This is a genomic window from Microbulbifer litoralis (genome assembly GCF_023634065.1).
Classification (GTDB): domain Bacteria; phylum Pseudomonadota; class Gammaproteobacteria; order Pseudomonadales; family Cellvibrionaceae; genus Microbulbifer; species Microbulbifer litoralis.
On record NZ_JALKCV010000003.1, the window covers coordinates 268,210 to 291,854 of the forward strand.

A 23,645-nucleotide genomic window follows, 5' to 3' on the forward strand; every position below is an offset into this window, starting at 1 on the left:
AGAAGTTCCCGAGCTGTAATCGTGTCCCTCACCCGCAAACAATTTCTGCACACCCTGTTGCTGGCCGGCACTGGCGCCGCTTTGCCCGGCACCGGGCACACGCAGAATGCCACAAGGGAAGACTACGATTTCTACTTCACCCGCCTGATGTACGAATCCGGCGACTGGGACGTGGACCAGCGCATGCCCTCCAATGTGCTGAATTCGCTGATCGAATACACCAACCTGAAAGTGGACACCACCGAACGCATCGTGCCGCTGGCGGATCCGGAAATGCTGCTGGCACCCTTCTGCTATCTGGCCGGCCACAAGCTGGTGGAGTTTACCGCGTCCGAGGCACGCAACTTCCGCAATTACGTCAATCGCGGCGGTTTCATTTTCGTCGATGACTGCAACCACGATATCGACGGCCTGTTTGCCAAATCCTTTGAGGCGCAGATGGTCAAGCTGTTCGGTGAGAACTGCCTGGAAAAACTGCCGCACAACCATGAACTGTACAACTGCTTTTTCCAGTTCGACGAGCTGCCGGTCACCAGTTTCGAGCTGAACGGCTGGGGCGACGACCTGGTGCACGACTACCTGAAGGCGATCGTCGTCGACGGCCGTATCGCCGTGCTCTACAGCAACAAGGATTTTGGTTGCGAGTGGGATTACGACTACCGCAACAAACGCTGGCTGGCCATCGATAACACCCGATTTGCCGTCAATATCGTTATCTACGCACTGACAAGCTGAAACACCATGCAGACAACCGCCCCCGAAAAAAATGCCCACGAACAGGCCCCAAACAAGAGCACCGAACAGCAGCTGCAACAGCACTGGCAACAGCTCGACAGGCTGGCCCGGGAAATCGGCAAGGTAATCGTCGGCCAGCACGACGTGGTCGAACAGATGCTGATCTGCCTGCTGGCACGCGGCCACGCACTGCTCGAGGGCGTACCCGGGCTGGGCAAGACACTGCTGGTCAAGACCCTGGCCGATGCCTCGGCGATGGCTTTCAAGCGCGTGCAGTTCACCCCGGACCTGATGCCCGGGGATATTCTCGGCAACGAAATTCTCGAAGAGGACCACGCTACCGGCAAGCGCTTCTTCAAATTCCAGCGCGGCCCCATCTTCACCAATATCCTGCTGGCCGATGAAATCAACCGCACGCCGCCGAAAACCCAGGCCGCGCTGTTGGAATCGATGCAGGAATACGCCGTCACCGTCGCCGGCGAGACCATGAAGCTGCCGGATCCCTATTTCGTGCTGGCCACCCAGAACCCGATCGAACAGGCCGGCACCTATCCGCTGCCCGAAGCGCAGCTGGACCGCTTCCTGCTGAATATCCATATCGACTATCCCGACGAGCGCGACGAGATCGAGATACTGCGCGCGACCACCGGCAGTCAATCCGCGCAGGCGGAGACCTGTGTGGACGCGGAAACGCTGCTGGCGGCACAGGCGCTGGTGCGCGAAGTATCCGTCAGCGACGATCTGTACCGCTATATCGCGCAACTGGTGCGCGCCACCCGCGCCGACGGCGACGGCAATCTCGGCCGCTGGATCAAATGGGGGGCCGGCCCGCGCGCCGGACAGGCGCTGGTCCTGGCGGCCAGGGCGCGCGCTTTCCTGCAGCGGCGCCTGGCGGTGACCCGCGCCGATGTGCAGGCGCTGCTGCTGCCGGTGCTGCGCCACCGCATGCTGCTCAGTTTCCAGGCCCAGGCCGATGGCGTATCGGTGCAGCAGGTCATCGACGAACTGCTGGCAACGGTGGCGGAGCCCGGGCGGGACTGACGCAGTGCAGACGATAGAGCCACTGACCCTGGCCGGCACTCGCGATCTCGTGTGGCTTTCCCGCCATATCGCCGGGGGCATGCTGCTGGGCGCGCAGCAGAGCCGGCGCCGCGGTGCGGGAATCGAGTTCCAGCAGTACCGCAGCTACCAGCCAGGCGATTCGATACGCCAGATCGACTGGAAGCTCTTTGCCCGCTCGGATCGCTATTTCGTGCGCGAGGCAGAGCAGGAGAGCCAGATGCACGTCTGTATCCTGCTGGATACCAGCGCTTCCATGGCCCAGCCCAGTTTTGCCGTGCCGGCGCTGACGAAACTGCAGTACGCCAGATGCTGGATCGCGACCCTGTGCTGGCTGCTGCACAACCAGGGCGACCGCTTCTCGCTGATCGCCCTGAACGACCGCGGCTTCGAACGCCTACCCGAAGGCGGTGGCGAGGCCCATCACCGACAGCTGGCACTGGCGCTGGACCGCCTCGAGGCCGCCGGCCACTGGCCCGATGACCGTCAGCTCGCAGGCCTCTGGCCGCAGTTCGACCAACCCTGCCAGACAGTGCTGGTAAGCGATTACTTCGAACACAACGGCGAGATCAGCGACTTCGCCGCGCGCCTGCACGCCGCCGGTCGCCCCTGCCTGCCGCTGCAACTGCTGGTGGAAGCGGAGGAAACCTTCCCCTTCGACGGCGAGTTGAAAATCCGCAATCCCGAGGCCCCGGGCTTTACCGAAGTGGGCGCCCGCCAGCAGCGCGCCGACTACCTGCGCGCGTTTGCCGCCGCACAGAAAAATCTCGCCAGCCGCTTCGCCGCACAGCAGTGTCCGCTGACCAGCGTCGCCATCGAGCGGCCACTGGAAACCGGACTGCGCCGCTTTATCGATGCGCACTCCATTCACGGTTCGGCGGGGATCGGCTGATATGCAGTGGCTGTACGCTTCATGGCTGTCGCCGCACTGGCTGTGGCTGCTCGGCGCGCTGTCGATCCCGCTGCTGGTGCACCTGCTGCGTCGCCGCAGCCCGCGGCAAATCACCTTCGCCGCCGCCCACTGGCTGCTGCCGAAACATCGGCGCAGCCAGAAGCGCTGGCTGTTGCGGGACAAACCACTGCTGGCGTTGCGCCTGCTGCTGATCGCGCTGCTGGTGCTGGCCCTGGCGCAGCCGCTGCTGCCGCGAGATGCCGGAGACGGCAGCGGCCTGCTGCTGGTGGATCCGCGTGTCGGCCGCACCGAGCTGCGGGAATTCCTCGCCGGGCGCGACGATATCGCCCGGGCCGAATGGCTGCAGCGGCAACCACGTTCCATCGACGCGCCGCGACCGCCGGCGCCGGACCTGTGGCGCACCCTGGGTACGCTGGCAGCGCGGGCGGAATACCGCCGCGCACAGATACTGCTGCGCAACGCGCAGAATCCCAGCGGCTATCGCCTGCTCGAAACCAGTCCCCACTGGCAGTGGCATGCACTGCAACGCGAACGGCATACGGACAACACCGTGCCGCAGATTGCGGTGCTGGGCCCGGAACCACAGTGGTTGCGGCCGGCCATCGACGCGATTGCCGAACAGTCGCTGTCGCAAGTCGCGCTGCAACCACTGCACAGCGCCGCAACACTCGATCCGCGACAGCAGGACTGGCTGATCTACAACAACGCGGGCGAGCTGCCCGCCGCCGTGCGGGCGTTTGTCGAGGGCGGCGGGCTGTTGATCAGCGACCGCCGCGTGCAGTCGGCGCAGGTGCCGTTCACTGCGGTCGACGGGCAACGGCTGGAAGCCGCCGCCATCGGTCGCGGCAGCTGGCTGCGCTACCGCGACGACTGGCACAGCGCCGGCTTCTATCACCGCGCCGACCTGCCCCGGCGGCTGTGGCGCGAATGGTCGGCGCAGGACTGGGCGCGGCAGGCCGACGGCCGTCCGCGCTGGTCCATCGATGCGCCGCCGGCGCGACAGCTACCCGACACGGCGGTGACACCGGCGCGTCCCGAACCTCTCTCACCGACACTGCTGATCGCACTCGCCCTGCTGCTGGCGCTGGAGCGGCTGCTGGCCCTGCGCCGGCCCGAGTCGGAAACCGGCAGCGGACCCGATAAGCCTGAGGTGCAGCCGTGACGCAGCCTTCCGGAAAACTGCTGGCGCGCGCGGCGCGACACTGGCGCAACCGCGCCCTGCTGCCCTATGCGGCATTGACCCTGCTCGCTGCCGGTATCGCCTGGCAGGGCCATCGCTTTTGGCAGTGGCCCGCATGGAGCCTCGCCGCAGTGGTGGCGCCAGTGGTTCTGGCATTGCTACTGGACCGCCGCTGGCGGCCGTCGAAAACAGAAATCTGCTCGCAACTCGATCGCCACTTCGCGGACCTGCAGGACAGCAGCGCACTGCTGCTGCAACCCGAAGAAAAACTGGAAAAACTGCCGCAACTGCAGCGTCGACGCACCGCCGGAACCCTGCAGCAACTGTTGGACGACAACGCCTTTGCAGCTTTTCGCCCGACCCACCTGCGCAGCCCGCTGGTCAACGCCGCCGGCGCCTGCCTGGGGCTGTTTCTCTACCTGGCCATGGATTCACTGCCGGCGGAAACAGCCGGGCCCACCAGTGCTGCCGCCGCGGAAACGACTGCGCCGCAGCCACTCGCCGTGGAAACGGCCTCCACCGGGATAGAACCGCCGGCCTACACCGGCCTGGCGCCGTCGACCCAGTCGCTGCAGGTGCGCGCGCCGGAGCAGTCGCGGATCACCTGGCGAGTCGCCCTCAACAAACCGGCTGACGGCCTGACAATGCTGGCCGCACAGCGGAATTTCGCGTTCCAGCCATCCGCTCCGCTGCCCAGCCGCGACTGGCAACTTGTCCGCACCGTCGGCGAAACCGATTTCTACCAGCTGTCCGTCAATCGCGGCGGCAGCGAAACGCTATTGCCGGCGATGCACAATATCGATATCACCGCCGACCGGCCGCCGGAATTCGACTTCCGCATTCCGCGGGACAACGTCACCGTGGTCAGTACGACGGAAGACCGGACGCTACTGCAGGTGGATGTACAGGTGAATGACGATTTCGCCGTGGCGGATACCGAGCTGCGCATCACCCTGGCCAGCGGCAGCGGCGAGAACGTGCGCTTCCGCGAGGAGCGTGTGCCGCTGCAGCCGGCGGGCGGCAGTGCCGGCAGCCTCCGCTACCGTTTTTCCGTACCGGCACAGCGCTTCGAGATCGAGCCCGGCGACGAGCTCTACTGGTTTCTGCGCGCCCGCGACAACCGCGCGGCCGGCGCCAATATCGCCGACAGCCAACACTTTGTTCTGCGTTGGCCGCAACAGGAGATCTTCGGTCTCAGCGACGCCGAGGGCATGGCGATCAAGGTGTTGCCGGAATATTTCCGCAGCCAGCGCCAGCTGATCATTGATACCGAGGCACTGCTGGAGGAGCGGGAAACCCTCAGCGAGGCGGATTTCCGCGAGCGCTCGGAATCCCTCGCCCACGAGCAGAAACTGCTGCGCCTGCGCTACGGCCGCTTTCTCGGCGAGGAGGACTCGGCCACGGAGCACGCTGGCGAAAGCCCAGGCAGCGGGGAAGATAGAGACGGACATGGCGAGGAACATCAAGAAGAAAATGGCCATGACCACCATCGTGAGGAACATGGGGGCGAGCACGGCGGCCACTCCCACGGCGATAGCCATCCCGGGGAAAGCGGCGGCGGCCAGCAGTTCGGCGACGCCACCGGTGTCGTGGCCGCGGCCGGCCACAGCCACGACACTTCCGAACACGCGACACTGTTCGACCCGAAAACCAAGGAGCTGCTGCGCAGCGCGCTGAACGCCATGTGGAGTGCCTGGCGCGACCTGTCGGTGATCGAACCGCGCGCCTCCCTGCCCGACCAGCATCGCGCGCTGCGCTTTATCAAGGAAGTGCAGCAGGCCTCGCGTATCTACCTGCAGCGCGTGGGTTTCGAGACACCGCCGCTGGACCAGAGCCGCCGCCTGACGGGCGAGCGCGACGAGGTTGATGTCCCGCCGGCGCAGGGCGAGCGCGCCGCGGGCGAACGGGAGCAACTGCTCGAACTGCTGGCACAGGTGCGCGGTGGCGATGTGCCGGATGCGGAGGCCGCGCAACCACTGCAATCCCTGGGCGCGCTGGAGCGGGATCCGCAACTGCGGGTGGAACTGTCCAAGACCCTGCGCCTGGCGCGCCAGCGCCCGGACTGCGAAGACTGCCGCGCGCAACTGTCCGCCCTACTCTACCAGCTGCTGCCGGCGCCCACAGCACAGCCATCGCTGCCGTTGGAGCGCGCGCCCGCCGGCAGTTTCGCCGACTGGCTGCAGCATTCGACCCCCGCGGAGGCCGCCCATGAATAGCTGGATTGCGGCGCTTTGTATCGCCGTGCCGTTGCTGTCGCTGGCGCTGATCTGGAAACGGCAGCGACACAGTGTGCGGCGCCTGGCGGCGTCGGCTCTGCAGTTGGCAATCTGGGTGCTGGTATGGGCGCTGTGGCAGCCACCGGCGCTGCTGCCAGCGCCGCAGCGGGCGACACTGCAGGCGGACCTCGATGCCGTAGCACCGACACCCGCCTCCGCAAGCAGGTCGCTGGCGCGGCCGGAAGTCGCGCAACTCGAGCGCCTGGCCCTCGACACCGGACTCGAGCGCGATGCGCTGCGCGATCTGCCGCCGGTGCGCCTGGAGATGGCCCGCCCCGCACAAACCGCCCCGAGCGACAGATCCGCCCGCTGGCCGCGGCAACTGCATCTGGGCGAGCCGCTGCACATCGCGGTTACCGGCATCGAACCCGGCACCCGCGTCAGCCTGGAAGATCCCTTCGGCGCGGTGGTGGACTCTGCCGACAGTACCGACGGCGGCAGCGCGCAGCTGCGGGACACACCAAAACTGGCTGGGCGCTGGCTCTACCGGCTGCGTATCGACGGCGCCGCCGGCGAGGCGCGACAACCGGTGCCGGTGACCGTGCACGGGGCCGAGCGCCCGGCGGTGCTGCTGTGGCTGGCGCGCGCGGATTTCGAGAGCGGCGCCCTGTCGCGCTGGCTGCGCCAGTCCGGTGTGCGCTCGCAGGTGATTACCCGCCTGGCGCCGGACGTTGTGCGGCGGCAGTCCTATAACGGTCTCGAGAAGGTCCCCGACAACCCGCTGGATCCCGACGGCCCCTTCGACCTGCTGATCCTGGACAGCCATCTGTGGCCGCAATTGAGCCGGGCGCAACGGGCACGGCTCGGGGAAATCACCGCGGAGAAATCCCTGCTGTGGCTGGTGGGTGCGGACAGCCCGGCGGGCTTCCTGGACTATGCCCGCACCCGCGGTATGGCGCTGCGGGCGATCGCACCCGTGGAGAGCGGCAGTCCGCTGCCACAGCCACCACAGGAAGTACCACCGCTGCTGCTGACCGGCTACCAGCCGCAGCGGCCCCAGGCCGGCGATATCACGCTGCACAGCCGCGCCGGTACCGCCTACTGGGCCCGCAGCAACGGCAGTCTTTCCGAGGGCTTTGTGCTGTTCGACCGCAGCCACCGCTGGCTCACCACCGGCCACGCGGCGGAATTTGCCCGCCTGTGGAAAACCCTGCTCGATCGCCAGTTGGCCCACCGCGGCGGTCGCGCGCCGCTGTCGCTGCAGAATCCACTGCCGCGCGCCGGGCGGCGCATGACACTGTGCAGCCCGGAACTCGACGGCAGCGTGCAGCTGACTCCGCTGGAAAATCGCAGTAGCGACGAGGATTCATTGAACGGCGTACCGGCCCCGAACAACGCGGACGGCAACTGCTACAGCTACTGGCCGCCGCGGGCGGGCTGGTACGGACTGACCGGGGAAGGAAACGCGGAGGCCGGCAGGGCCTTCTATATCTTTGCCGAACAGGACTGGCCCCGGTGGCAGGCACATCTCGCCAGCGCCGACAGCCGCCAGATGGCCACCGCACGCCTGGGACCGCCGTCGGGCAGCGGCGACACACGCACACCGCTGCCGCGGCCCTGGATCGCGCTGGCGCTACTGTTGCTGTTGTCGCTGACCTGGCTGCTGGAACGAAGAACGCTGAAGAGTTAGTGGTTCGCTCGCACAGTCAGGTAACCAATACGCCACTCGCGCGTATTTCTCACAAATCTCCCGCGGCGGCCCCGGACTGTTCGACAAAAATCAGCTGCCCGGTGGGGAAGCCCAGCTCCGCGGCGCGGCGCACCAGCCGCTCGCGGGTCTCCGGCGCCAGTTGCGGGGAGCGGGAGAGTATCCACAGGTATTCGCGGTTGTAGCCGCTGACCAGCGCATAGCGATAGTCGCTGTCCAGCTCGATAATCACGTAGGACGCATAGAAGGGCCCGAAGAAGGACACCTTGAGGTGGCCGCTATTCTCGTCGCCGGCAAACACCGCGCGACCCTCCGCCTGCTGCCACTCGCCTTCCCGCGCATCGTAACCGCGGTTGATCACCCGCACCGAGCCATCCGGGTTCAGGCTGTAGTCCGCCGTGACCCGCGTCAGGCCGCGTTCGAACGAGTGATCCAGGCGCGCGATTTCGTACCAGCGGCCGAGATAGGGCTGCAGCCGGAAATCCTGCACCGGCGTCACCCCCTCGGGAACGCCGGTGCAGGACGCCAGGGTAAGCGCAAACGCCGCCAGGATGAGTGGTCGCAATCTTTTCACCGGGGTACCTCCTTTCTTCCAGTCTATACGCTGCGGCCGCGCCGGCGGATCGAAACAACAGGCACAAAAAAACCACCCGGATGGGTGGTTTGCAAAAGACAACGTCACTGGAAGTGTGTACCGAAGCGCGACAGGCGACAGGACACCGGGGTCGACACTCCGAAAACGCAATGTCCGTAGTCTCTCCCTGCGCAATCCGTCGCACTGGCGTTTCCGGAGTACCGACGCCGCTGTTCTGTCCCGGAGATGGGTAGAGCGGGCCTGCGGCCCGCTCCCGGGTCCCGAAAAATTATTTCTCGACGAAGGCCCGCTCGATCACATATTCGTGGGGGATACCCGCACGGGTCTCGCTGAAGCCCCGCTCGTCCAGGATCTTGGTCAGGTCCTTCAGCATCGCCGGGCTGCCGCAGAGCATGAAGCGGTCTTCCTCGACATTCGGCTGCGGTACGCCGAGATCCTTGAAGATCTTGCCGGATGTCATCAGTTCGGTCAGGCGACCGTTGTTGCGGAAGGGCTCGCGGGTGACCGTGGGGTAGTAGAGCAGCTGGTCGCGGATCGTCTCGCCGAAGTACTCGTGCTGCGGCAGCTCTTCTTCAATCTGTTCGCGGTAGGCGAGCTCGGATACATATCGCACGCCGTGGGTCAGGATCACCTGGTCGAAGCGCTCGTAGACATCCGGATCCTTGATGATGCTCAGGAAAGGCGCCAGGCCGGTGCCGGTGGACAGCAGCCACAGGCGCTTGCCGGGCAGCAGGTGATCCGCCACCAGGGTACCGGTGGGTTTGCGGCTGACATAGATCTCGTCGCCGGGCTTGATCTTCTGCAGCTGCGAGGTGAGCGGGCCGTCCTGCACCTTGATGCTGAAGAACTCCAGCTCGTCCTCGTAGTTGGCGCTGGCGATAGAGTATGCGCGCAGCAGCGGACGGCCGTTATCCTGCTGCAGGCCGATCATCGTGAAATGACCGTTCTCGAAGCGGAAAGCCGGGTCGCGGCTGGTCTTGAAACTGAACAGGGTGTCGTTCCAGTGATGGACGTCGAGCACCTTCTCTACATTCAAATTACTCATAACTTTCTATCAACAGCTTATATGCAAATTAAGTCTAAATTTAGAACTGCTTATTCCTGATTTCTCTGGATGATTGAATTCTAGCCCTGGAAGATCTATTGGCAAAATGGGATATTTCGATATTCGTTATCGATTATTCAGATAGTTTGGAAATCCGCCGTGCGCTATTCCCTACGCCAACTGGAAGTCTTTCTCGCCTGCGCCCACTACGAGAACGTGAGCCGCGCGGCGGAGAGCCTGAACATGTCCCAGTCCGCCGCCTCCACCGCGCTGAAGGAGTTCGAACACCAGTTCGAGCTGCGCCTGTTCGAGCGCACCGGCAAGCGCCTGCGCATGAACGAGCTGGGCCGCCAGTTGTGGCCCCGCGCCGAGGAGCTGCTGGAACGCGCCCGCGAGCTGGAGCAGACCCTGGCCACCCACCGCGATCTGGGGCGGCTCAAGATAGGCGCTACGCTGACCATTGGCAACTATCTGGCCGCCAGCGTCATGGCCCGCTATATGGCGGAACAGCCCGGCACCCGGGTGGAGCTGGACGTGGCCAACACCGCGGCCATTGCCGAGCGGGTACTGAATTTCGAGCTGGACCTGGGACTGATCGAGGGCGAACTCAATCACCCGGACCTGGAGATGATCCCGTGGCGGGACGATGAACTGGTGGTGTTCTGCGCGCCGGACCACCCGCTGGCCGGGCGCAAGCGCCTCAGCGACAAAGACCTGTGTGCCGCCACCTGGATAGTGCGCGAACCCGGCTCCGGCACCCGCCAGACTTTCGAGCGCGGCCTGGCCGGGTTGCTGCCGGAATTGCATATCCTGCTGGAACTGCAACACACCGAGGCGATCAAGCGCGCGGTGGAAGCCGGTCTCGGAATCAGCTGCCTCTCCCGGGTGTCACTGACCGATGCACTGAAGCGCGGCTCACTGGTGGAACTGCCGGTACCGCAACGGGATTTCCGCCGCGAGTTCTATTTTGCGCTGCACCGGCAGAAATATCGCAGTGCGGGGATCGAGCGCTGGCTGGAGCTTTGTCGGCAGATGCCGTGACAGGTACACATTGTCGAATGTCGGAGCGAACCCTGTTTTCACCTTTTTGCTCCACTCTTTTGTTGTTAGCTAGTTTGGTGGCGACCCTGCTAACGGCAGCCCCCATCAAGCACAAACACAAGGTTCGCCCCTACGGATAGCGATTGTGGTGGCTCAACGCAGTGTCGGCTTCAGTTTTGCTGCTGCCCCGCGCGGCGCGCGTCCAGTCGCCGGAGAAATTCCTGCATGATCAGGCGGTAGAGTTCGCGCCCCAGGTACTTGTCTTCCACGCCGCTGTCGATGGAGGGATTGTCGTTTACCTCGATCACGTAACCCTTGCCGGCAGATTCCTTTACATCCACACCGTAAAACCCGCTGCCGATGGGCCGGGTCGCCCTGAGCGCGGCCCGCAACACGGCTTTCGGCACCTCGAACGTCGGCAGGGTGGCAAAGCTGCCACTGCTGTTTTTCTTGTTGCCGTGGTTGTAGATCTGCCAGTGGTTTTTCGCCATGTAATAGCGGCAGGCATACAGCGGCTTGTTGTTCAGCACACCGACACGCCAATCGAATTCCGTGTACAGGAATTCCTGTGCCAGCACCAGGCTGGATTCGGCAAAGAGTTCCCCCACCCTGTCCCGCAATTCCTCCTCGCTGTGGACCTTGACCACGCCGCGGGAAAAGGAACCGTCGGGAATCTTGATCACCATCGGCAGGCCCAGCTCCGCCAGCGCTTTCTGCAGACCCGACTCATCGCCGCGGTGCAGGATACAGGTTTTCGGCGCCGGTACCCGGTGGGTCGCGAACAGGTCGGCCAGGTAAATCTTGTTGGTGCAGCGCAGGATGCTGGTCGGATCGTCCAGCACCACCAATCCCTCCGCCTCCGCTTTTTTCGCAAAGCGATAGGTGTGGTGATCGATGGCGGTGGTCTCGCGGATAAACAGCGCATCGAATTCCGACAGGCGCATATAGTCCGCGGGGCCGATCATCTCCACGGCAAAACCCAGCTCGCGGCCGGCGCGGGCAAATTTTTTCAGCGCGGCGGCATCGGACGGCGGCAGCGGCTCCTCCGGGTTGGCCAGGATCGCCAGGTCGTAGCGGCTGTTCTCGCTCTTTTTACGCGGTCGCCAGACCTGCTTGCTGAACCGGTCCAGCGCCTCCGCGAACAGTGTCTCCTCCTCGTCGCCCAGCTCCCGGTGGGAACAGATGCGCAGGTCGACAATCTCCCAGGATTCCTCACAGGCGAGATGGATTTCCAGTACCGGACAGGCAAAGCGGTCGAACAGCAGGCGCGCCAGCGGTTGCAACGCCGGTTCCGCGCACTGGCCGAAAAAGGACTTCACCACCATGCGACGACCGGAGTCCGCCGGCGGGCGCAGCCTGCTCAGGGCCGGCATCACCGGCGCCAGCTGCAGCTTGTACAACTGCGGCACCGACAGGTCATTCAACGTGCGTACGCTCGGCAACACGCGGTGACTGCGGGCCTCCGCCAGCAGTGAGCAGTAGTAACCCTCCGCGCGGTAGTCGTAGTCGGCACACAGGTTGATGACCCGCACGCGCTGCTGGCGGGCCGGCAGCTGCAGGTATTCGGCGAAGGTGATGACCCGCTCGCTGGGGTAGTAGGGACCCCAGTCGCTCGGCCGGTCGATCACGATTAGCACCTGGGACATGGGAGAATAGGCGCCTCAAAAAGGGAATGGTCGGTTGCGCGAAAGATAGTGGAAAAAAACTCATCCACCTATCTTTTTCTGACGATTTCTCCTACTCTTTTTCCGCCGCAATTTCGCGGTTCAATCAGCCGCCATCCGGCGGATGCCAGTATGCCCGCGTCCCCCTATCCGCACTTTTCCATCCGCCCGGTCGGAGCCGCCGACACGCCCGCGCTGCACGCACTGGAGCAGGCCTGTTTCGACAGCGACCGCCTCAGCCGCCGCCGGCTGCGCCACTGGGTGGCGGCGGAAAACCGGGTGTTCCTGGTGGCGGAGCGGGAGGAGCAGTTGCTCGGCTATGTGCTGGTGCTGCTGCGCCGCGGCACGCGGCTGGCGCGGCTCTACTCGCTGGCCGTGGGCCCCCGAGGGCGCGGCCAGGGGATCGGCAAGGCGCTGCTGTCAGCGGCCGAGGAGGCGAGCAGCCACAGCGGCCGGCTGTTCATGCGCCTGGAGGTGGCGGAGGACAACCGCGCGGCCATCGCCCTCTACCAGCAGCTCGGCTACCGCACCTTCGGCAGCTACGCCAACTACTACGAAGACGACGGCAATGCGCTGCGCATGCAGAAGCGTATTCGCTACCGGCCGGAGAACCTGCTGAGCGCAAGGGTACCCTGGTACGGCCAGACCACCGATTTCACCTGCGGACCGGCGGCGGCGATGATGGCGATGGCGGCGCTGGACGCCGACTATCGGCCCTCGGCCAGTGAGGAGCTGGCCCTGTGGCGCGAAGCCACCACCATATTCATGACCTCCGGCACCGGCGGCTGCCACCCGATCGGCCTGGCGCTGGCGATGCGGGCGCGCGGTTTCGACTGCGCCGTCTACCTGAACCAGCGCACACCGCTGTTTGCCGACAGTGTGCGCACCCAGGCAAAACGTGCAGTCATTGCCCGCGTGGATGCGGATTTCCGCTCCGCCGCGGCAACCGCCGGCATTCCCGTCATTGAACGGGAGTTTACCCAGGAGCAGTTGCAGCAGTGGCTGGAGGAAGGGGCGCTGGCACTGTTGCTGATCAGCACCTACCGCCTGGACGGCAAAAAGGTGCCGCACTGGGTGACCCTGACCGGTATCGACGGGGAGTGTCTCTATGTCCACGATCCGGACAGCGATGACGAACAGAATCCGCTGGACAGCCGCGACCTGCCGATCGCGCGGGAGGATTTTGTCAGCATGTCGCTATTTGGCAAAGAGAAGCTGCGCACTGCGGTACTTATCCGCAAGTCATCAAAAGACTATTGACTGACCTGTCATAACTGAACAGAGCGCTGTGGAATCATCAATCGCGTCTGTCGAAGCGGCGTTAAATTTGTCAAACTCGATCGGCGCTTTCACTATAAACAGGAGACAAAACCATGATGCGCCTGATCAAACTTTTCATGGCCGCCAGTTCTATCTGGCTGGCAGCCTGTGCCGGCAACCCGATGGTTGTCAGTGCCGATCAAACAGTTACAGCCCCCGGTCCCGACAAGGCCCAGATTGTATTCATGCGCTCATCCTTCTACGGCTCGGCGATCAATGCCTCGCTGTTCGAGGTAAAGGACGAGCAGAACGAGTTTATCGGTATCATGGCGAATGGCACCAAAATCGTAAAGGAAGTAGAGCCGGGTGAACACCTGTTCATGGTGGTATCGGAAGCGGCCGACTTTATGAAAGCCGAGCTGGAAGGCGGAAAGACCTACTATGCAATGGTGACGCCGCGTATGGGTGCATGGAAGGCGCGTTTCAGCTTCCAGCCAATCAAAAAGGAAGCAGATAATGACTTCAGCACATCATCTGACGAGTTTGGCGATTGGGTGACCAACACCAAACTGGTTGAAAATTCGGAAACCTCCCTGTTATGGGCCAGGAATCATGCCGCCAGTATCGATTCCAAGCGGGATTCCTACATTGCCAAGTGGCTCTCCAAGGATGCCGATGAAATCGCCCGCCAGACTCTGGAGGCCACTGACGGACTCTGACGAATCCGCGCGGGCCGGTTGAACACCGTCCCGCGTTCCATATAATCCAGTAGCCTTTCTTCACACTTTCAGCTACTGGATCAAAATATGCACTGTATTCGCTCTTCCCTGGCCATTGTTGTCACTGCCCTGCTTCTGGCGGCCTGTACCAGTAATCCGTTGGTGAATCTGGAAAACAGAACCGTCCCCAGCCGGCTGGATGGATCGGCTCAAACGACTGAAACAGTAAAGAAAGGCATCATCGCCGGGTGCCTAGACAAGGGCTGGACCTGCCGCGAAGTGACCCCAGGCCTGATCGAGGCTTCGATCGACGTACGCAAGCACCATGCCGAGGCCAATATCGCCTACGACACAGAGCACTACAGCATCACATACAAAGATAGCGAGTTGCTGGACTACAACAGCCACCGCAACACCATCCATAGAAATTACAACCGATGGATTGCCAATCTCGACGCTGAAATAAAGAAGAACCTGACTCTGTAATCGGTTGGTGTTGGTCCGTCATTCACGGGCCGGCAGTCCTGTCGGCATCTAGTGTGCCGTACGGGAAGTTCGCAAAGTCAGGTAACACTTCACTCACCAAATCGTCCAGCTCTGCGTTGAAAAAGCTTGCAATAACGCTGCTTTTCCAGTGCTTTCCACAGATCAAAGCTGGGTCAAGACTGCAGATACACATACAAGAGAATTGGCAGAAAAGAAATTGGGAGCGCCTGACAGCGCTCCCAAGTGACGACCTTCGCTTCGGTCAACAGTGAAGGACAACAATTAACTGATAGTGCCACTGGAGGCTTTCTGCTGCAGAAATGCTGTCTCGTACTGCAGAAGCTGGTTTACCAGCTCGCGGATCTTGGTCTCGGCATCGATAAACTTACCCATAGTGGCACTGCCGCCAGTTGAGTCATACAACGCCTTGCCCTCGGGTGCGCCGTTGCGAAACACATTGATTTCGGCGTAGGACATGTAAAGGGCCAGATCCCATGACCAGCGCGCCAGGTAAGTCGCCGTCCACTCACAGGCAGAATGGCTAGATCCCTTAGGCAGGACTCTGTAGTTGACGCCCATGGTTTCCAGAGTCGATTTGAACTCTTTCAGAAAACCTTCTCGCACATCCGGATTTTCAATAATGCATATTTCGCTATCCGTCGACACCCGTGCCGGCTCGACGGTCTGTTGGATGGAACATCCCGCGAGAACGCTGAATACCCCCAAAAGTGCAATGACTTTCCTGATCATTTTGATTCCTTACTGATTGTTTTACGGGAGATCCAATTCCAGCATATCAGTACGAAAAATTAAATAATCTTTAAAAATTCAAACCGACATTGACGACAAACGGCATATCAATACCATCGTTATCGCCAAACAGATTGGCATTGGAAAAATGCTTCCAAGAAATCATGACCACTAGGTCTTCTTTAGATTGCCAGTTGATCCGCGCCGCATAGCCCACCTGTGCCTGGAAGGCGAAATGATTGTCCTGACGGCGATCACCCAGCTGGTTAGCACTGATATAGCTGGGCCCCAGTGCCCGCACAAAGAAGTACGGCTGACCCCAGCTACGTTGGCGAGGGTATAGATTCAACTGAGGGTAAATGGAAACGGCATGGAAGGATTTGTGTTCCGCCGCGTTGGTTTGCACCTTTGTATAACTCACCCCCAAGTGAATATGCTGCCGATAGCTTTTCTCAAACTTCTTGAAAGAATAATCGATACCGTAGGTGCTATTGCGTTGCGGCGAATCCGGCTGGAAGCCCCCGCCGGCGCTGAACAGCAATTCGTCACCGACCACCGGCTGGAATATCAACAGTCCGGCGACTGTAGCGACTAGTCTTTTCATGACATCCCCTGTTACTTTTCCGCCGCCTGATCGGTGGCGCCGGGGTTTCGTCCCCTAATCACAGCGCTTGAAAATCAGCGAAGTATTGATACCGCCGAAAGCAAAATTGTTGCTCATCACGTACTCGGTATCGATCTCACGGCCATCGCCGTCAATATAGTCCAGTTCGGCGCAGTCCGGATCCAGCTGCTCCAGGTTAATGGTCGGGTGAAACCAACCATCGCGCATCATCTGGATACTGGCCCAGGCCTCCAGCGCGCCACATGCACCCAGGGTATGACCGGTGTAGCTTTTCATGGAGCTGATGGGTACCGCACGACCAAAGGCACCGCGAGTGGCGTGACTCTCGGCCACATCGCCGCGATCGGTAGCAGTGCCGTGAGCACTGATATAGCCGACTTCCGCGCCGTCGATGTCCGCCTGATCGAGCGCCTGCTGCAGTGCAATCTGCATTGTGGGCGACTGCGGCTGGGTGACATGGGCACCGTCGGAGTTGGTGCCGAAGCCGACGATCTCCGCGTGAATTCTCGCCCCCCGCGCCAAGGCATGTTCGTATTCCTCCAGCACCAGGGTGCCGGCGCCCTCGCCGATTACCAAGCCATCGCGGCCGCGATCAAAGGGACGCGGCGTGGTACCGGGCGCGTGGTTTCTGGTGGAGGTGGCAAACAGGGTATCGAATACCGCGGCCTCGGTTGCGCAGAGCTCCTCGGCACCGCCGGCCACCATCACTGTCTGGCTGCCGTTGCGGATTGCCTCATAGGCGTAACCGATACCCTGGCTGCCGGAGGTACAGGCAGAACTGGTGGTGTAGACGCGGCCGCAAAGGCCAAAGAAAACACCGATATTGACAGCCGTGGTGTGTGCCATCATCTTGATATAGCTGGTGGCGTTGAGACCGTCGGTACGATGGTTGATCAACATATTCCCGAAGTCGCCGATCGCCGCCGGTGTGCCGGCGGACGAACCGTAAGCGACACCAGTTGCGCCGCTCTTGAGGATTGAATCGTCCAGTAGGCCCGCCTCCTCCAATGCCAGCTCAGTGGCGCGCACGGCCATCAGCGATACGCGGCCCATACTACGCACGCGCTTGCGATTGTAATGCGCCGGCTTTTCGAAATCCCGTACCGGGGCGCCGAGACGTGTCTCCAGCCCCTCGTATTTGTCCCAGTCCCCCATGTAAGCGATGCCGGAGCGGCGCGCCTGCAGGGCTTGCTTGACCGCCGGCCAGCCCTGGCCGATGGGCGAAATACCGGCCATGCCAGTGACAACAACACGCTTCATCCGTAGAGCCCACCGTTTACAGAAATGACTTGTCGGGTGATGTAAGCCGCGCGCTCGTCCATCAGGAAAGAGACCGCCGCCGCCACTTCTTCCGGCTTGCCGAGGCGGCGCGCCGGAATCATTTCCTTGATTTTATCCAGCGGCAGCTCCTCATGCGCCATGTCGGTATCGATCAGGCCGGGCGCCACGCAATTGACAGTAATCTTGCGCTTGGCCAGCTCCAGCGCCAGCGCTTTGCTGGCACCAATCAGACCGGCCTTGGAAGCGGAGTAGTTGACCTGGCCGCGGTTCCCTGCGAGACCGGACACCGAGGTCATGACGACGATGCGGCCAGGCGACCGACGGCGCACCATGGGCATGGTCAATGGATGCAGGACATTGTAGAAACCATCCAGGTTGGTGTGCACCACCCTGTCCCAATCCTCTTCCGGCATCGCCGGGAATGCATTGTCGGCTGTCAGTCCCGCATTGCAAACTACGCCGTAATAGCAACCGTGCTCTTCCACATCAGCCAATAATGCTTCACGCGCGGTCCGCCGATCGAGGATATCGAACTGCAGGATGCGGCTCTCGCGTCCCAGCGAGCAGACCTCGTCAGCAACCGCCTGCGCCTGCTCGCGGCGACTGCGGCAGTGCAGCGCAATATTGTAGCCATCCTGCGCCAGTTGTAACGCAATGGCGCGACCGATGCCCCGGCTGGAGCCGGTTACCAGAACCCACTCGGACATTCAGAGTTTTTCCTTCAGATATGCTTCGATATTTTCCGGCTGGTAGACGTTCAGTCGCGCACTCTGCTGTACGCCCCTTCCGTTCAGCCGACATTCAAAAGTGGCCATGCCGTTTTCTGCCTGCAACAGACGTTCTATCTCAATGGTCAGTTCATCGCCACACTGATAACTGTCGATATTGCTGTGGAACTGGCGCGTGCCCAGCAGAAATCCCAGGCGCACAGACTCGCCCCGCTGCCTGGCGTGATAGCCGGAAAAAGCGGCCACCGCCTGCGCCATATACTCGATGCCCACGTAGGCCGGCACGCGACCGTCGCGCGAAAAGATGCCGTCGTCGCGTACGCGAAGCTTCGCCGTCAGCGTCTCTTCGCCCACCGTGGTAACTTCGTCCAACAGCGACATATCGCCACTATGGGGCACCAGTTCCTCGGCTTTATACGCTTGCTGCATTACTTTCTCCCCACTTTTCCAGAACCACCGAGCAGTTGCTGCCGCCAAAGGCGAAGGAGTTGCTCATGGCATAGCGCAGCGGCCGCTGCATCGTGTTTTCACCGCACAGTTGCAGCGGCGCTATTAATCCGTCGTAGTCGCCGTCGTAGCGGTGCGGCGGCAGCTGCCCGCGCGTGAGCGCCAGCCAGCAGAAGGCGGCCTCCAGCGCGCCGGCGGCGCCCAGGGTGTGGCCGGTCACGGGCTTGGTGGACGAACAGGCGACCGCATCGCCCAGCACCCGCGCCACGGCCGCGGCCTCCATGGCATCATTGTGCGGCGTGCCGGTGCCGTGAAGGTTCAGGTAGTCGATCGCCGACGCATCCAGCCCGGCATCGGTCAGGGCGCCGCGCATGCAGGCCTCGGCGCCGCGGCCGTCCGGGTGTGGCGCGGACATATGGTGGGCATCGGAACTCGCGGCCACGCCGCACAGGCGCACCGGCCCGGGCTCGCGCGTCATCACGAACAAGGCCCCGGCCTCGCCCAGGTTGATGCCGTCGCGGTTGGCACTGAACGGCTGCGTGTGGCCGGCGCTGAGCGCGCTGAGCGAGTGGAAACCTGCCACCGTCATGCCGCACAGGGTATCCACGCCACCGACCACCACCGCGTCGCAGTCACCCAGCGACAGCAGTCGGCGCGCGCTGGCGAAGGCGTTGGCACTGGACGAGCAAGCGGTGGAAACCGTCAGTTGCGGGCCTTGCAGTTGCAGATAGCGGGCGCAGAATCCGGCCAACCCGGCCATCTGCTGCTGCCGGCGGTAGCTGTAGCTGCCGGCGTCGTCGCGCCCGAGCCGCGCCTCGCCGCTGCCGATACCAGAGGTGGAGGTACCCATCACCACACCGATGCGGTCCGCCCCCAGCCGTTCGCGCAACCGCGCCACCACCGTATCGATCTGTTGCAGGACCGCCAGTGCCAGCCGGTTGTTGCGACAGTCGAATATCTCGAGCTTCCTCGGCAGCGCCGGCAGCGGAAAATCGACGGCGCCGAAACGGCTCTGGCTGTCCGGCAACCAGGGGCTGCCGACACGCATCTGTGCCGTATCGCCGGCGAACAGGCCCGCTGCCACCGCTTCGGTACCGTTGCCGAGGGCACAGATGAGCCCCATTTGATTCAGGTATACATCGCTCATAGCTATCTACAGGTTTCTGATGCTCAGGCCATAGCCGAGCACTTTCTGCTCCAGCGTCACATCGGCGCGCCAGATGTCGTCGGCGCTGTAGCGGACTTCGGTATAGAGGCCACCGTCAAGCAGCAGCCGGCGAACCCTCTCGCCTCCGGAGCGGGTCTCGCGCAATTGCCAGCGCGCCGGCAGGCTCTGCCGTAACACCGCCAGCGGCCAGTACACCAGCTGCAGGTCCGCCAGCAGTGCCCGCGGCGGTATCTGCCTGGAATGGCCCAGATGCTGCTGCGTGGAGATGGCGCGGCCATCGTAATGGATATCCAGCAGGCTCACACCTTCCGGCGTCAGCAGGGAGACGCGCAGCTGCTGCGGCCCCAGCAACGAAGCGCCGATCAGGTCGCGCCGCTCGCCGCGATAGCGCACGGCGATATGCTGGTTCAGCTGCCGCGACTCGCCGTCCAGCAGCGGTGCCAGCGGGCGCTGCTGCGGCGGCGCCGTCGGCTGTCCACTGCAGGCCGTCAGTAACAACAACAGTGCCGTCACGATCAGCCGGCCGCGCATATTTCCACCAGCGTATTCAGGCGGCGCTCGGCGGCGGCCACGAACGGATTCTTTTTGTCCCAGGCGTAGCCGGCCAGGATGGAGCAGATCATGCGTTTGATTTCTTTCTGCTCTGTCTGGTAGAAAATCACATCCTGGAAGCGCCCGTCGTACCAGGCGGTGACATAGGTCTTGAAGACATCCACGCCGTGTTTCAGGGGTTTGGCGAATTCGGAGTGCCAATCCACCTTTTCTCCGCAGAGATCGCGGTCGAGGCAGTCGGCCGCCAGCACGGCGGACTTCATCGCGATGGTGACACCGGAGGAAAACACCGGGTCGAGAAACTCGCCGGCATTGCCCAGCAGCGCAAAGCCCGGGCCGGTTAGCGCGCTGACATCGCTGGCGTATCCGGATATGCGCTGTACCGGCGTATCGAACTCGGCATTGCGCAGCGTCTTGGCCAGTTCCGGTGCCGCTTCCACGGCATTGCGCAGTATCTGTTGCGGCTCCTTCCCCAGTGCGGCGATCTTCTCGCGATCACCCACGACCCCCAGGGAGGCGCGGCCGCCGGAAAACGGGATCAGCCAGTACCAGATATCCCGCAGCCGAGGGTGCACGGTAATCAGGATCTTGTCGCGGTCGAGGTCGGCATCGTCGATATTGTCCTGCACATGGGTGAATACCGACTCCCGCGCCGGGAATGGCGAGGGCCGGTCCAGATCCAGCAGGCGCGGTAGCACGCGCCCGAAACCACTGGCATCCAGTGCGAAGCGGCCGCGGAAGACCACTTCCTCCCCATCGCATTCCGCCACCAGCCGCGCACCGGATGCATCAATTTCCGCTTCGCGGATGCCGTGGCGGTAGTAGATCTTCGCCCCCTGCTTTTCCGCCTCGTCCGCCAATACCTTGTCGAAGTCCGCGCGCTGCACCTGAAAAGTAGTGCCGGGGCCGGGGGAAAACTTGTCGGAAAAATCGAAGGCGGTGCGCGCGCCGTCCCATTCGAAGGCGGCACCGTTCTTGAACTGGAAACCCGCATCCTGCACTGCGTCGAGCATGTTGGCCGCTGCCAGAAACTCCATGCACTGCGGCAGCAGGCTCTCGCCGATGGAAAAGCGCGGAAATTCCTGCCGCTCCACCACACTGACTGTCCAACCGCGCTGTACCAGCAGCGCGCTGGCCACGGCCCCGGCCGGGCCCGCGCCGATCACCACCACATCCGATACCACTTCCTTCATCGGTTATCACCTTCAACTGCTTGCGCAAAAAATAATGTTGCCAGCGACAGGGTCAGGATGGTGCCCACCGCCAGTGCCAGGCCGAAGTCGGCGATGGCCGGCGTGGCCGAAAGGGCCAGCAGGCCAAAGCCCAGCAATGTGGTAACCCCGGCCATGGCGATCGCCAGCAGCGTATGGCTTCGCTCACCGGGACCACTCAGCTGGCTGAATACCGCGTAGTCCACACCGATGCCGAATACCAGCAGCAGCGCCGCCACATGAAACAGATTGATCGCCGCGCCGCCCAGCACGACAATGCCCAGCGTCCCCACCAGCGCTGCCAGTGGCAGGCCGACGATGGCGAGCGCACGCCGCGCCCCGGTGCGCAATGCGACAACCACAGACACCACCACCAGCACCAACGGCAACAGCCGCAGCAACAGGTCGCGCTGCTGGGACATGACAGCGGCAATGGCCCGAGGTGGATCCACCAGCTGGACGCCGTCGATGGATTCGTTCAGCAGCGGGGATTGATGCAGGCCATAGAGGCGCACAATCGATGCGCAGCCCCCTTTATCACAGCCCAGCCACAAATCCGAATACTGCCGGCCGGCGACCTCGAGCCACTCCGGCAGGGTCAGCTGCCGAAACGGCCGGCGCAAGTCGGCCAGCAGTGCCCGCGCCTCTTCCGCGCTGTAACCCAGGCGGGTGTAAAAACCTTCCACCGACGCACTGCCGTAGAAGTCATGCAACAGCTGCCAATCCGCGCGCTGCACCCGCTGCGGCGGAAAACGCTGGCTCAGCGCCTGGAAGTCATCCAGCGCACCACTGTCCCGTTTCGCCCGCAGAGCGCGCGCCAGTATCCACTCGCGTGCCAGCAGCTGCTGCCAGTCTTCGCCGCGCACCAGAAAATAGGCGGACTCCGGGCGCGATGGCAACAGTCGATTCAACCTGTCTTCGTCCGCGGCGAGAAATTGCGGCGGCGTATAGAAAAGCTGCAGATCGTCGCCAAACTCGATGCGCGGCAGCATCGTCGCGCCGAACACCAGTAGCAGTGCCAGCGCAATAAAGTAGCGCGAGGGTCGCAGCCGCGGCAGGCATTCCACCAGGGCCAGCGGCCGCCGGCGCAGTTTCAGCAGCGTCGGGAACAGCAGCACCACCGTCAGCCAGGCGGCGATCAGGCCCGCGCCGACGAAGACCCCCATCTGTTGCAGCAGCGGAAACGGTGTCAGTGCCAGAGCGAAGAAAGCCAGGCAGCTGGAAACCAGACCCAGCAGCAGCCCCGGCAGTATGTCCCTGTCCCGTCCGTGCACGGGGCGCATGCGATTGCAGACAAAGTGGAAGGCGTAGTCGATGGCCAGCCCGGTGACAGTGGTGCCGAACACAAAAGCCAGAATATGCATCTGCCCCAACAGCGCAATCACAGCCGCAATGCCGCCGCCGATACCGCAGCCTATGGCGAATACCGACAGCATCAGCGGGCGCAGGGAGCGGAACACCAGCAGTGACAGAACGCAGATGGCGGCGATGGACAGACCACCGATCAGGCGGATCTCCCGCTGTGCACCGGCGGCGGCGTACTCGGTATGCAGGGGCGCGCCCACCGTCAGCAGGGTCAATTTGCGCTCCCGCGCCCAGCTCTGCAACTCGCTGCGCAGCTGCAACAGCGGTGTGCGGATGCGACCGCCCAGCGCCACCGGCGCCGCTGTGGACTGCACCAGCGTGAACAACTGTTCACCATTTTGCTGCACCGGAATTTCGCCGTAGAGCTGCGCATCCAGTTGCGGGCCGCTGGAGAAATAGTGGCGAAAAATAGCGAAGGGATCCCGCTGTAGGTCCAGGCCTGCGCTCTCTGGTCCGTAGAGCGCGGCCAGCTGACGCTCCACCAGCTGTTGCGGCTGTTCCTCCAGCAGCTTTCGGTCGCGGCCTGCCAGCAGTTGCTGGCGCAGCGGAAACAGCAGCGTCCATTCATTTTCAAAGCGTGTGCTATCGGCCCAACGGTATTCCAGGCCGGTTATGGCCGCCGAGACCCGCAGTTTTTCCGCCAGTGCCTGTGTCGCCGCTGCCAGCGTGTCACCGTCGCCCTGTGCCGATACCAGCATCCACAGCACACTGCCCTGCAATTGGCGATTCAATTTTTGCTGCGCCGCGGCGGCTACCGGCGATCTCTCGGCATCGCCGGCCAGCGTCAGTATATCGGTCTGCAGCCAACCGGACTGGTAGCGCACGGCGGCCGCCAGCGCATAAGCGGCGGCGACGGCGAACCAGACTGCAAAACGAAGTTTCGGTGCCATGGGTGCT

22 protein-coding genes are annotated in these 23,645 nt (G+C 63.0%); 10 read left to right on the top strand and 12 right to left on the bottom strand.

Annotated features, from left to right (window positions below; translation table 11 throughout):
- Positions 1-21: 21 nt before the first annotated feature.
- The 6 genes from MWN76_RS06825 to MWN76_RS06850 are packed head-to-tail and all read left to right on the top strand — an operon-like array spanning position 22 to position 7,793.
- On the top strand, positions 22-735 hold the full coding sequence (locus MWN76_RS06825) for a DUF4159 domain-containing protein (RefSeq protein ID WP_250460449.1): 714 nt from the start codon (positions 22-24) through the stop codon (positions 733-735).
- A gap of 6 nt (positions 736-741) precedes the next feature.
- A complete protein-coding gene (locus MWN76_RS06830) occupies positions 742-1,776 on the top strand; it encodes an AAA family ATPase (RefSeq protein ID WP_250460451.1) in 1,035 nt (344 codons plus the stop codon).
- 4 nt (positions 1,777-1,780) lie between these two features.
- Complete coding sequence (locus tag MWN76_RS06835) at positions 1,781-2,686, top strand: DUF58 domain-containing protein (protein WP_250460452.1); 906 nt, start codon at positions 1,781-1,783, stop codon at positions 2,684-2,686.
- A 1-nt stretch (position 2,687) separates the two neighbouring features.
- Positions 2,688-3,869, top strand: a complete 1,182-nt coding sequence (locus tag MWN76_RS06840) for a BatA domain-containing protein (protein ID WP_250460454.1) — start codon at positions 2,688-2,690, stop codon at positions 3,867-3,869.
- On the top strand, positions 3,866-6,103 hold the full coding sequence (locus MWN76_RS06845) for a DUF4175 domain-containing protein (protein WP_250460456.1): 2,238 nt from the start codon (positions 3,866-3,868) through the stop codon (positions 6,101-6,103). Before MWN76_RS06840 ends, MWN76_RS06845 begins: the two co-directional genes overlap by 4 nt.
- Positions 6,096-7,793 (top strand): hypothetical protein, encoded by a 1,698-nt coding sequence (locus MWN76_RS06850; protein ID WP_250460458.1) that lies wholly within the window; start codon positions 6,096-6,098, stop codon positions 7,791-7,793. The genes MWN76_RS06845 and MWN76_RS06850 overlap by 8 nt, the downstream gene beginning before the upstream one ends.
- Before the next feature lie 49 nt (positions 7,794-7,842).
- Here MWN76_RS06850 and MWN76_RS06855 read toward each other — a convergent pair whose 3' ends face one another.
- Positions 7,843-8,385, bottom strand: a complete 543-nt coding sequence (locus MWN76_RS06855) for a lipocalin family protein (RefSeq protein WP_250460460.1) — start codon at positions 8,383-8,385, stop codon at positions 7,843-7,845.
- Between the two features lie 289 nt (positions 8,386-8,674).
- Positions 8,675-9,451, bottom strand: coding sequence for a ferredoxin--NADP reductase (locus MWN76_RS06860; RefSeq protein ID WP_250460461.1), 777 nt, complete (start codon positions 9,449-9,451; stop codon positions 8,675-8,677).
- Between the two features lie 159 nt (positions 9,452-9,610).
- Here MWN76_RS06860 and MWN76_RS06865 point away from each other — a divergent pair, with 159 nt between their 5' ends.
- Positions 9,611-10,492 (top strand): LysR family transcriptional regulator, encoded by an 882-nt coding sequence (locus tag MWN76_RS06865; RefSeq protein ID WP_250460463.1) that lies wholly within the window; start codon positions 9,611-9,613, stop codon positions 10,490-10,492.
- Between the two features lie 170 nt (positions 10,493-10,662).
- Here the strand turns inward: MWN76_RS06865 and MWN76_RS06870 are convergent, their stop codons facing one another.
- On the bottom strand, positions 10,663-12,138 hold the full coding sequence (locus MWN76_RS06870; RefSeq protein ID WP_250460465.1) for a RimK family protein: 1,476 nt from the start codon (positions 12,136-12,138) through the stop codon (positions 10,663-10,665).
- A 150-nt stretch (positions 12,139-12,288) separates the two neighbouring features.
- Here MWN76_RS06870 and MWN76_RS06875 point away from each other — a divergent pair, with 150 nt between their 5' ends.
- The 3 genes from MWN76_RS06875 to MWN76_RS06885 all read left to right on the top strand — a co-directional run bounded on the left by MWN76_RS06875 (position 12,289) and on the right by MWN76_RS06885 (position 14,621).
- On the top strand, positions 12,289-13,416 hold the full coding sequence (locus MWN76_RS06875) for a GNAT family N-acetyltransferase/peptidase C39 family protein (RefSeq protein ID WP_250460467.1): 1,128 nt from the start codon (positions 12,289-12,291) through the stop codon (positions 13,414-13,416).
- Between the two features lie 113 nt (positions 13,417-13,529).
- A complete protein-coding gene (locus MWN76_RS06880; protein WP_250460469.1) occupies positions 13,530-14,135 on the top strand; it encodes a DUF2846 domain-containing protein in 606 nt (201 codons plus the stop codon).
- Between the two features lie 87 nt (positions 14,136-14,222).
- Complete coding sequence (locus tag MWN76_RS06885; protein WP_250460471.1) at positions 14,223-14,621, top strand: hypothetical protein; 399 nt, start codon at positions 14,223-14,225, stop codon at positions 14,619-14,621.
- Between the two features lie 282 nt (positions 14,622-14,903).
- Here the strand turns inward: MWN76_RS06885 and MWN76_RS06890 are convergent, their stop codons facing one another.
- From MWN76_RS06890 to MWN76_RS06930, 9 genes are all read right to left on the bottom strand, one after another.
- Complete coding sequence (locus MWN76_RS06890) at positions 14,904-15,371, bottom strand: Sbal_3080 family lipoprotein (protein ID WP_250460472.1); 468 nt, start codon at positions 15,369-15,371, stop codon at positions 14,904-14,906.
- A gap of 70 nt (positions 15,372-15,441) precedes the next feature.
- Positions 15,442-15,975 (bottom strand): acyloxyacyl hydrolase, encoded by a 534-nt coding sequence (locus tag MWN76_RS06895; protein ID WP_250460473.1) that lies wholly within the window; start codon positions 15,973-15,975, stop codon positions 15,442-15,444.
- A 54-nt stretch (positions 15,976-16,029) separates the two neighbouring features.
- Entirely contained in the window at positions 16,030-17,256 is a 1,227-nt protein-coding gene (locus tag MWN76_RS06900; RefSeq protein ID WP_250460474.1) for a beta-ketoacyl-ACP synthase, read from the bottom strand.
- On the bottom strand, positions 17,253-17,984 hold the full coding sequence (fabG, locus tag MWN76_RS06905) for a 3-oxoacyl-ACP reductase FabG (RefSeq protein ID WP_250460475.1): 732 nt from the start codon (positions 17,982-17,984) through the stop codon (positions 17,253-17,255). Before fabG ends, MWN76_RS06900 begins: the two co-directional genes overlap by 4 nt.
- Entirely contained in the window at positions 17,985-18,434 is a 450-nt protein-coding gene (locus MWN76_RS06910) for a hotdog family protein (RefSeq protein WP_250460476.1), read from the bottom strand.
- Complete coding sequence (locus MWN76_RS06915) at positions 18,418-19,599, bottom strand: beta-ketoacyl-ACP synthase (protein WP_250460477.1); 1,182 nt, start codon at positions 19,597-19,599, stop codon at positions 18,418-18,420. The genes MWN76_RS06910 and MWN76_RS06915 overlap by 17 nt, the downstream gene beginning before the upstream one ends.
- A 6-nt stretch (positions 19,600-19,605) precedes the next feature.
- A complete protein-coding gene (locus MWN76_RS06920; RefSeq protein ID WP_250460479.1) occupies positions 19,606-20,151 on the bottom strand; it encodes a DUF3261 domain-containing protein in 546 nt (181 codons plus the stop codon).
- The gene (locus MWN76_RS06925) at positions 20,136-21,365 is read right to left on the bottom strand and encodes an NAD(P)/FAD-dependent oxidoreductase (RefSeq protein ID WP_250460481.1); all 1,230 of its coding nucleotides are present in this window, start codon (positions 21,363-21,365) and stop codon (positions 20,136-20,138) included. Before MWN76_RS06925 ends, MWN76_RS06920 begins: the two co-directional genes overlap by 16 nt.
- A complete protein-coding gene (locus MWN76_RS06930; protein ID WP_250460483.1) occupies positions 21,362-23,638 on the bottom strand; it encodes an MMPL family transporter in 2,277 nt (758 codons plus the stop codon). The genes MWN76_RS06925 and MWN76_RS06930 overlap by 4 nt, the downstream gene beginning before the upstream one ends.
- Between the last annotated feature and the right edge of the window lie 7 nt (positions 23,639-23,645).

Coding starts and splice junctions, on each gene's coding strand:
- MWN76_RS06830 (WP_250460451.1), top strand. CDS start 742: ATGCAGACAACCGCCCCCGAAAAAAATGCCCACGAACAGGCCCCAAAC.
- MWN76_RS06840 (WP_250460454.1), top strand. CDS start 2,688: ATGCAGTGGCTGTACGCTTCATGGCTGTCGCCGCACTGGCTGTGGCTG.
- MWN76_RS06850 (WP_250460458.1), top strand. CDS start 6,096: ATGAATAGCTGGATTGCGGCGCTTTGTATCGCCGTGCCGTTGCTGTCG.
- MWN76_RS06860 (WP_250460461.1), bottom strand. CDS start 9,451: ATGAGTAATTTGAATGTAGAGAAGGTGCTCGACGTCCATCACTGGAAC.
- MWN76_RS06870 (WP_250460465.1), bottom strand. CDS start 12,138: ATGTCCCAGGTGCTAATCGTGATCGACCGGCCGAGCGACTGGGGTCCC.
- MWN76_RS06875 (WP_250460467.1), top strand. CDS start 12,289: ATGCCCGCGTCCCCCTATCCGCACTTTTCCATCCGCCCGGTCGGAGCC.
- MWN76_RS06880 (WP_250460469.1), top strand. CDS start 13,530: ATGATGCGCCTGATCAAACTTTTCATGGCCGCCAGTTCTATCTGGCTG.
- MWN76_RS06885 (WP_250460471.1), top strand. CDS start 14,223: ATGCACTGTATTCGCTCTTCCCTGGCCATTGTTGTCACTGCCCTGCTT.
- MWN76_RS06890 (WP_250460472.1), bottom strand. CDS start 15,371: ATGATCAGGAAAGTCATTGCACTTTTGGGGGTATTCAGCGTTCTCGCG.
- MWN76_RS06895 (WP_250460473.1), bottom strand. CDS start 15,975: ATGAAAAGACTAGTCGCTACAGTCGCCGGACTGTTGATATTCCAGCCG.
- MWN76_RS06900 (WP_250460474.1), bottom strand. CDS start 17,256: ATGAAGCGTGTTGTTGTCACTGGCATGGCCGGTATTTCGCCCATCGGC.
- fabG (WP_250460475.1), bottom strand. CDS start 17,984: ATGTCCGAGTGGGTTCTGGTAACCGGCTCCAGCCGGGGCATCGGTCGC.
- MWN76_RS06910 (WP_250460476.1), bottom strand. CDS start 18,434: ATGCAGCAAGCGTATAAAGCCGAGGAACTGGTGCCCCATAGTGGCGAT.
- MWN76_RS06915 (WP_250460477.1), bottom strand. CDS start 19,599: ATGAGCGATGTATACCTGAATCAAATGGGGCTCATCTGTGCCCTCGGC.
- MWN76_RS06920 (WP_250460479.1), bottom strand. CDS start 20,151: ATGCGCGGCCGGCTGATCGTGACGGCACTGTTGTTGTTACTGACGGCC.
- MWN76_RS06925 (WP_250460481.1), bottom strand. CDS start 21,365: ATGAAGGAAGTGGTATCGGATGTGGTGGTGATCGGCGCGGGCCCGGCC.
- MWN76_RS06930 (WP_250460483.1), bottom strand. CDS start 23,638: ATGGCACCGAAACTTCGTTTTGCAGTCTGGTTCGCCGTCGCCGCCGCT.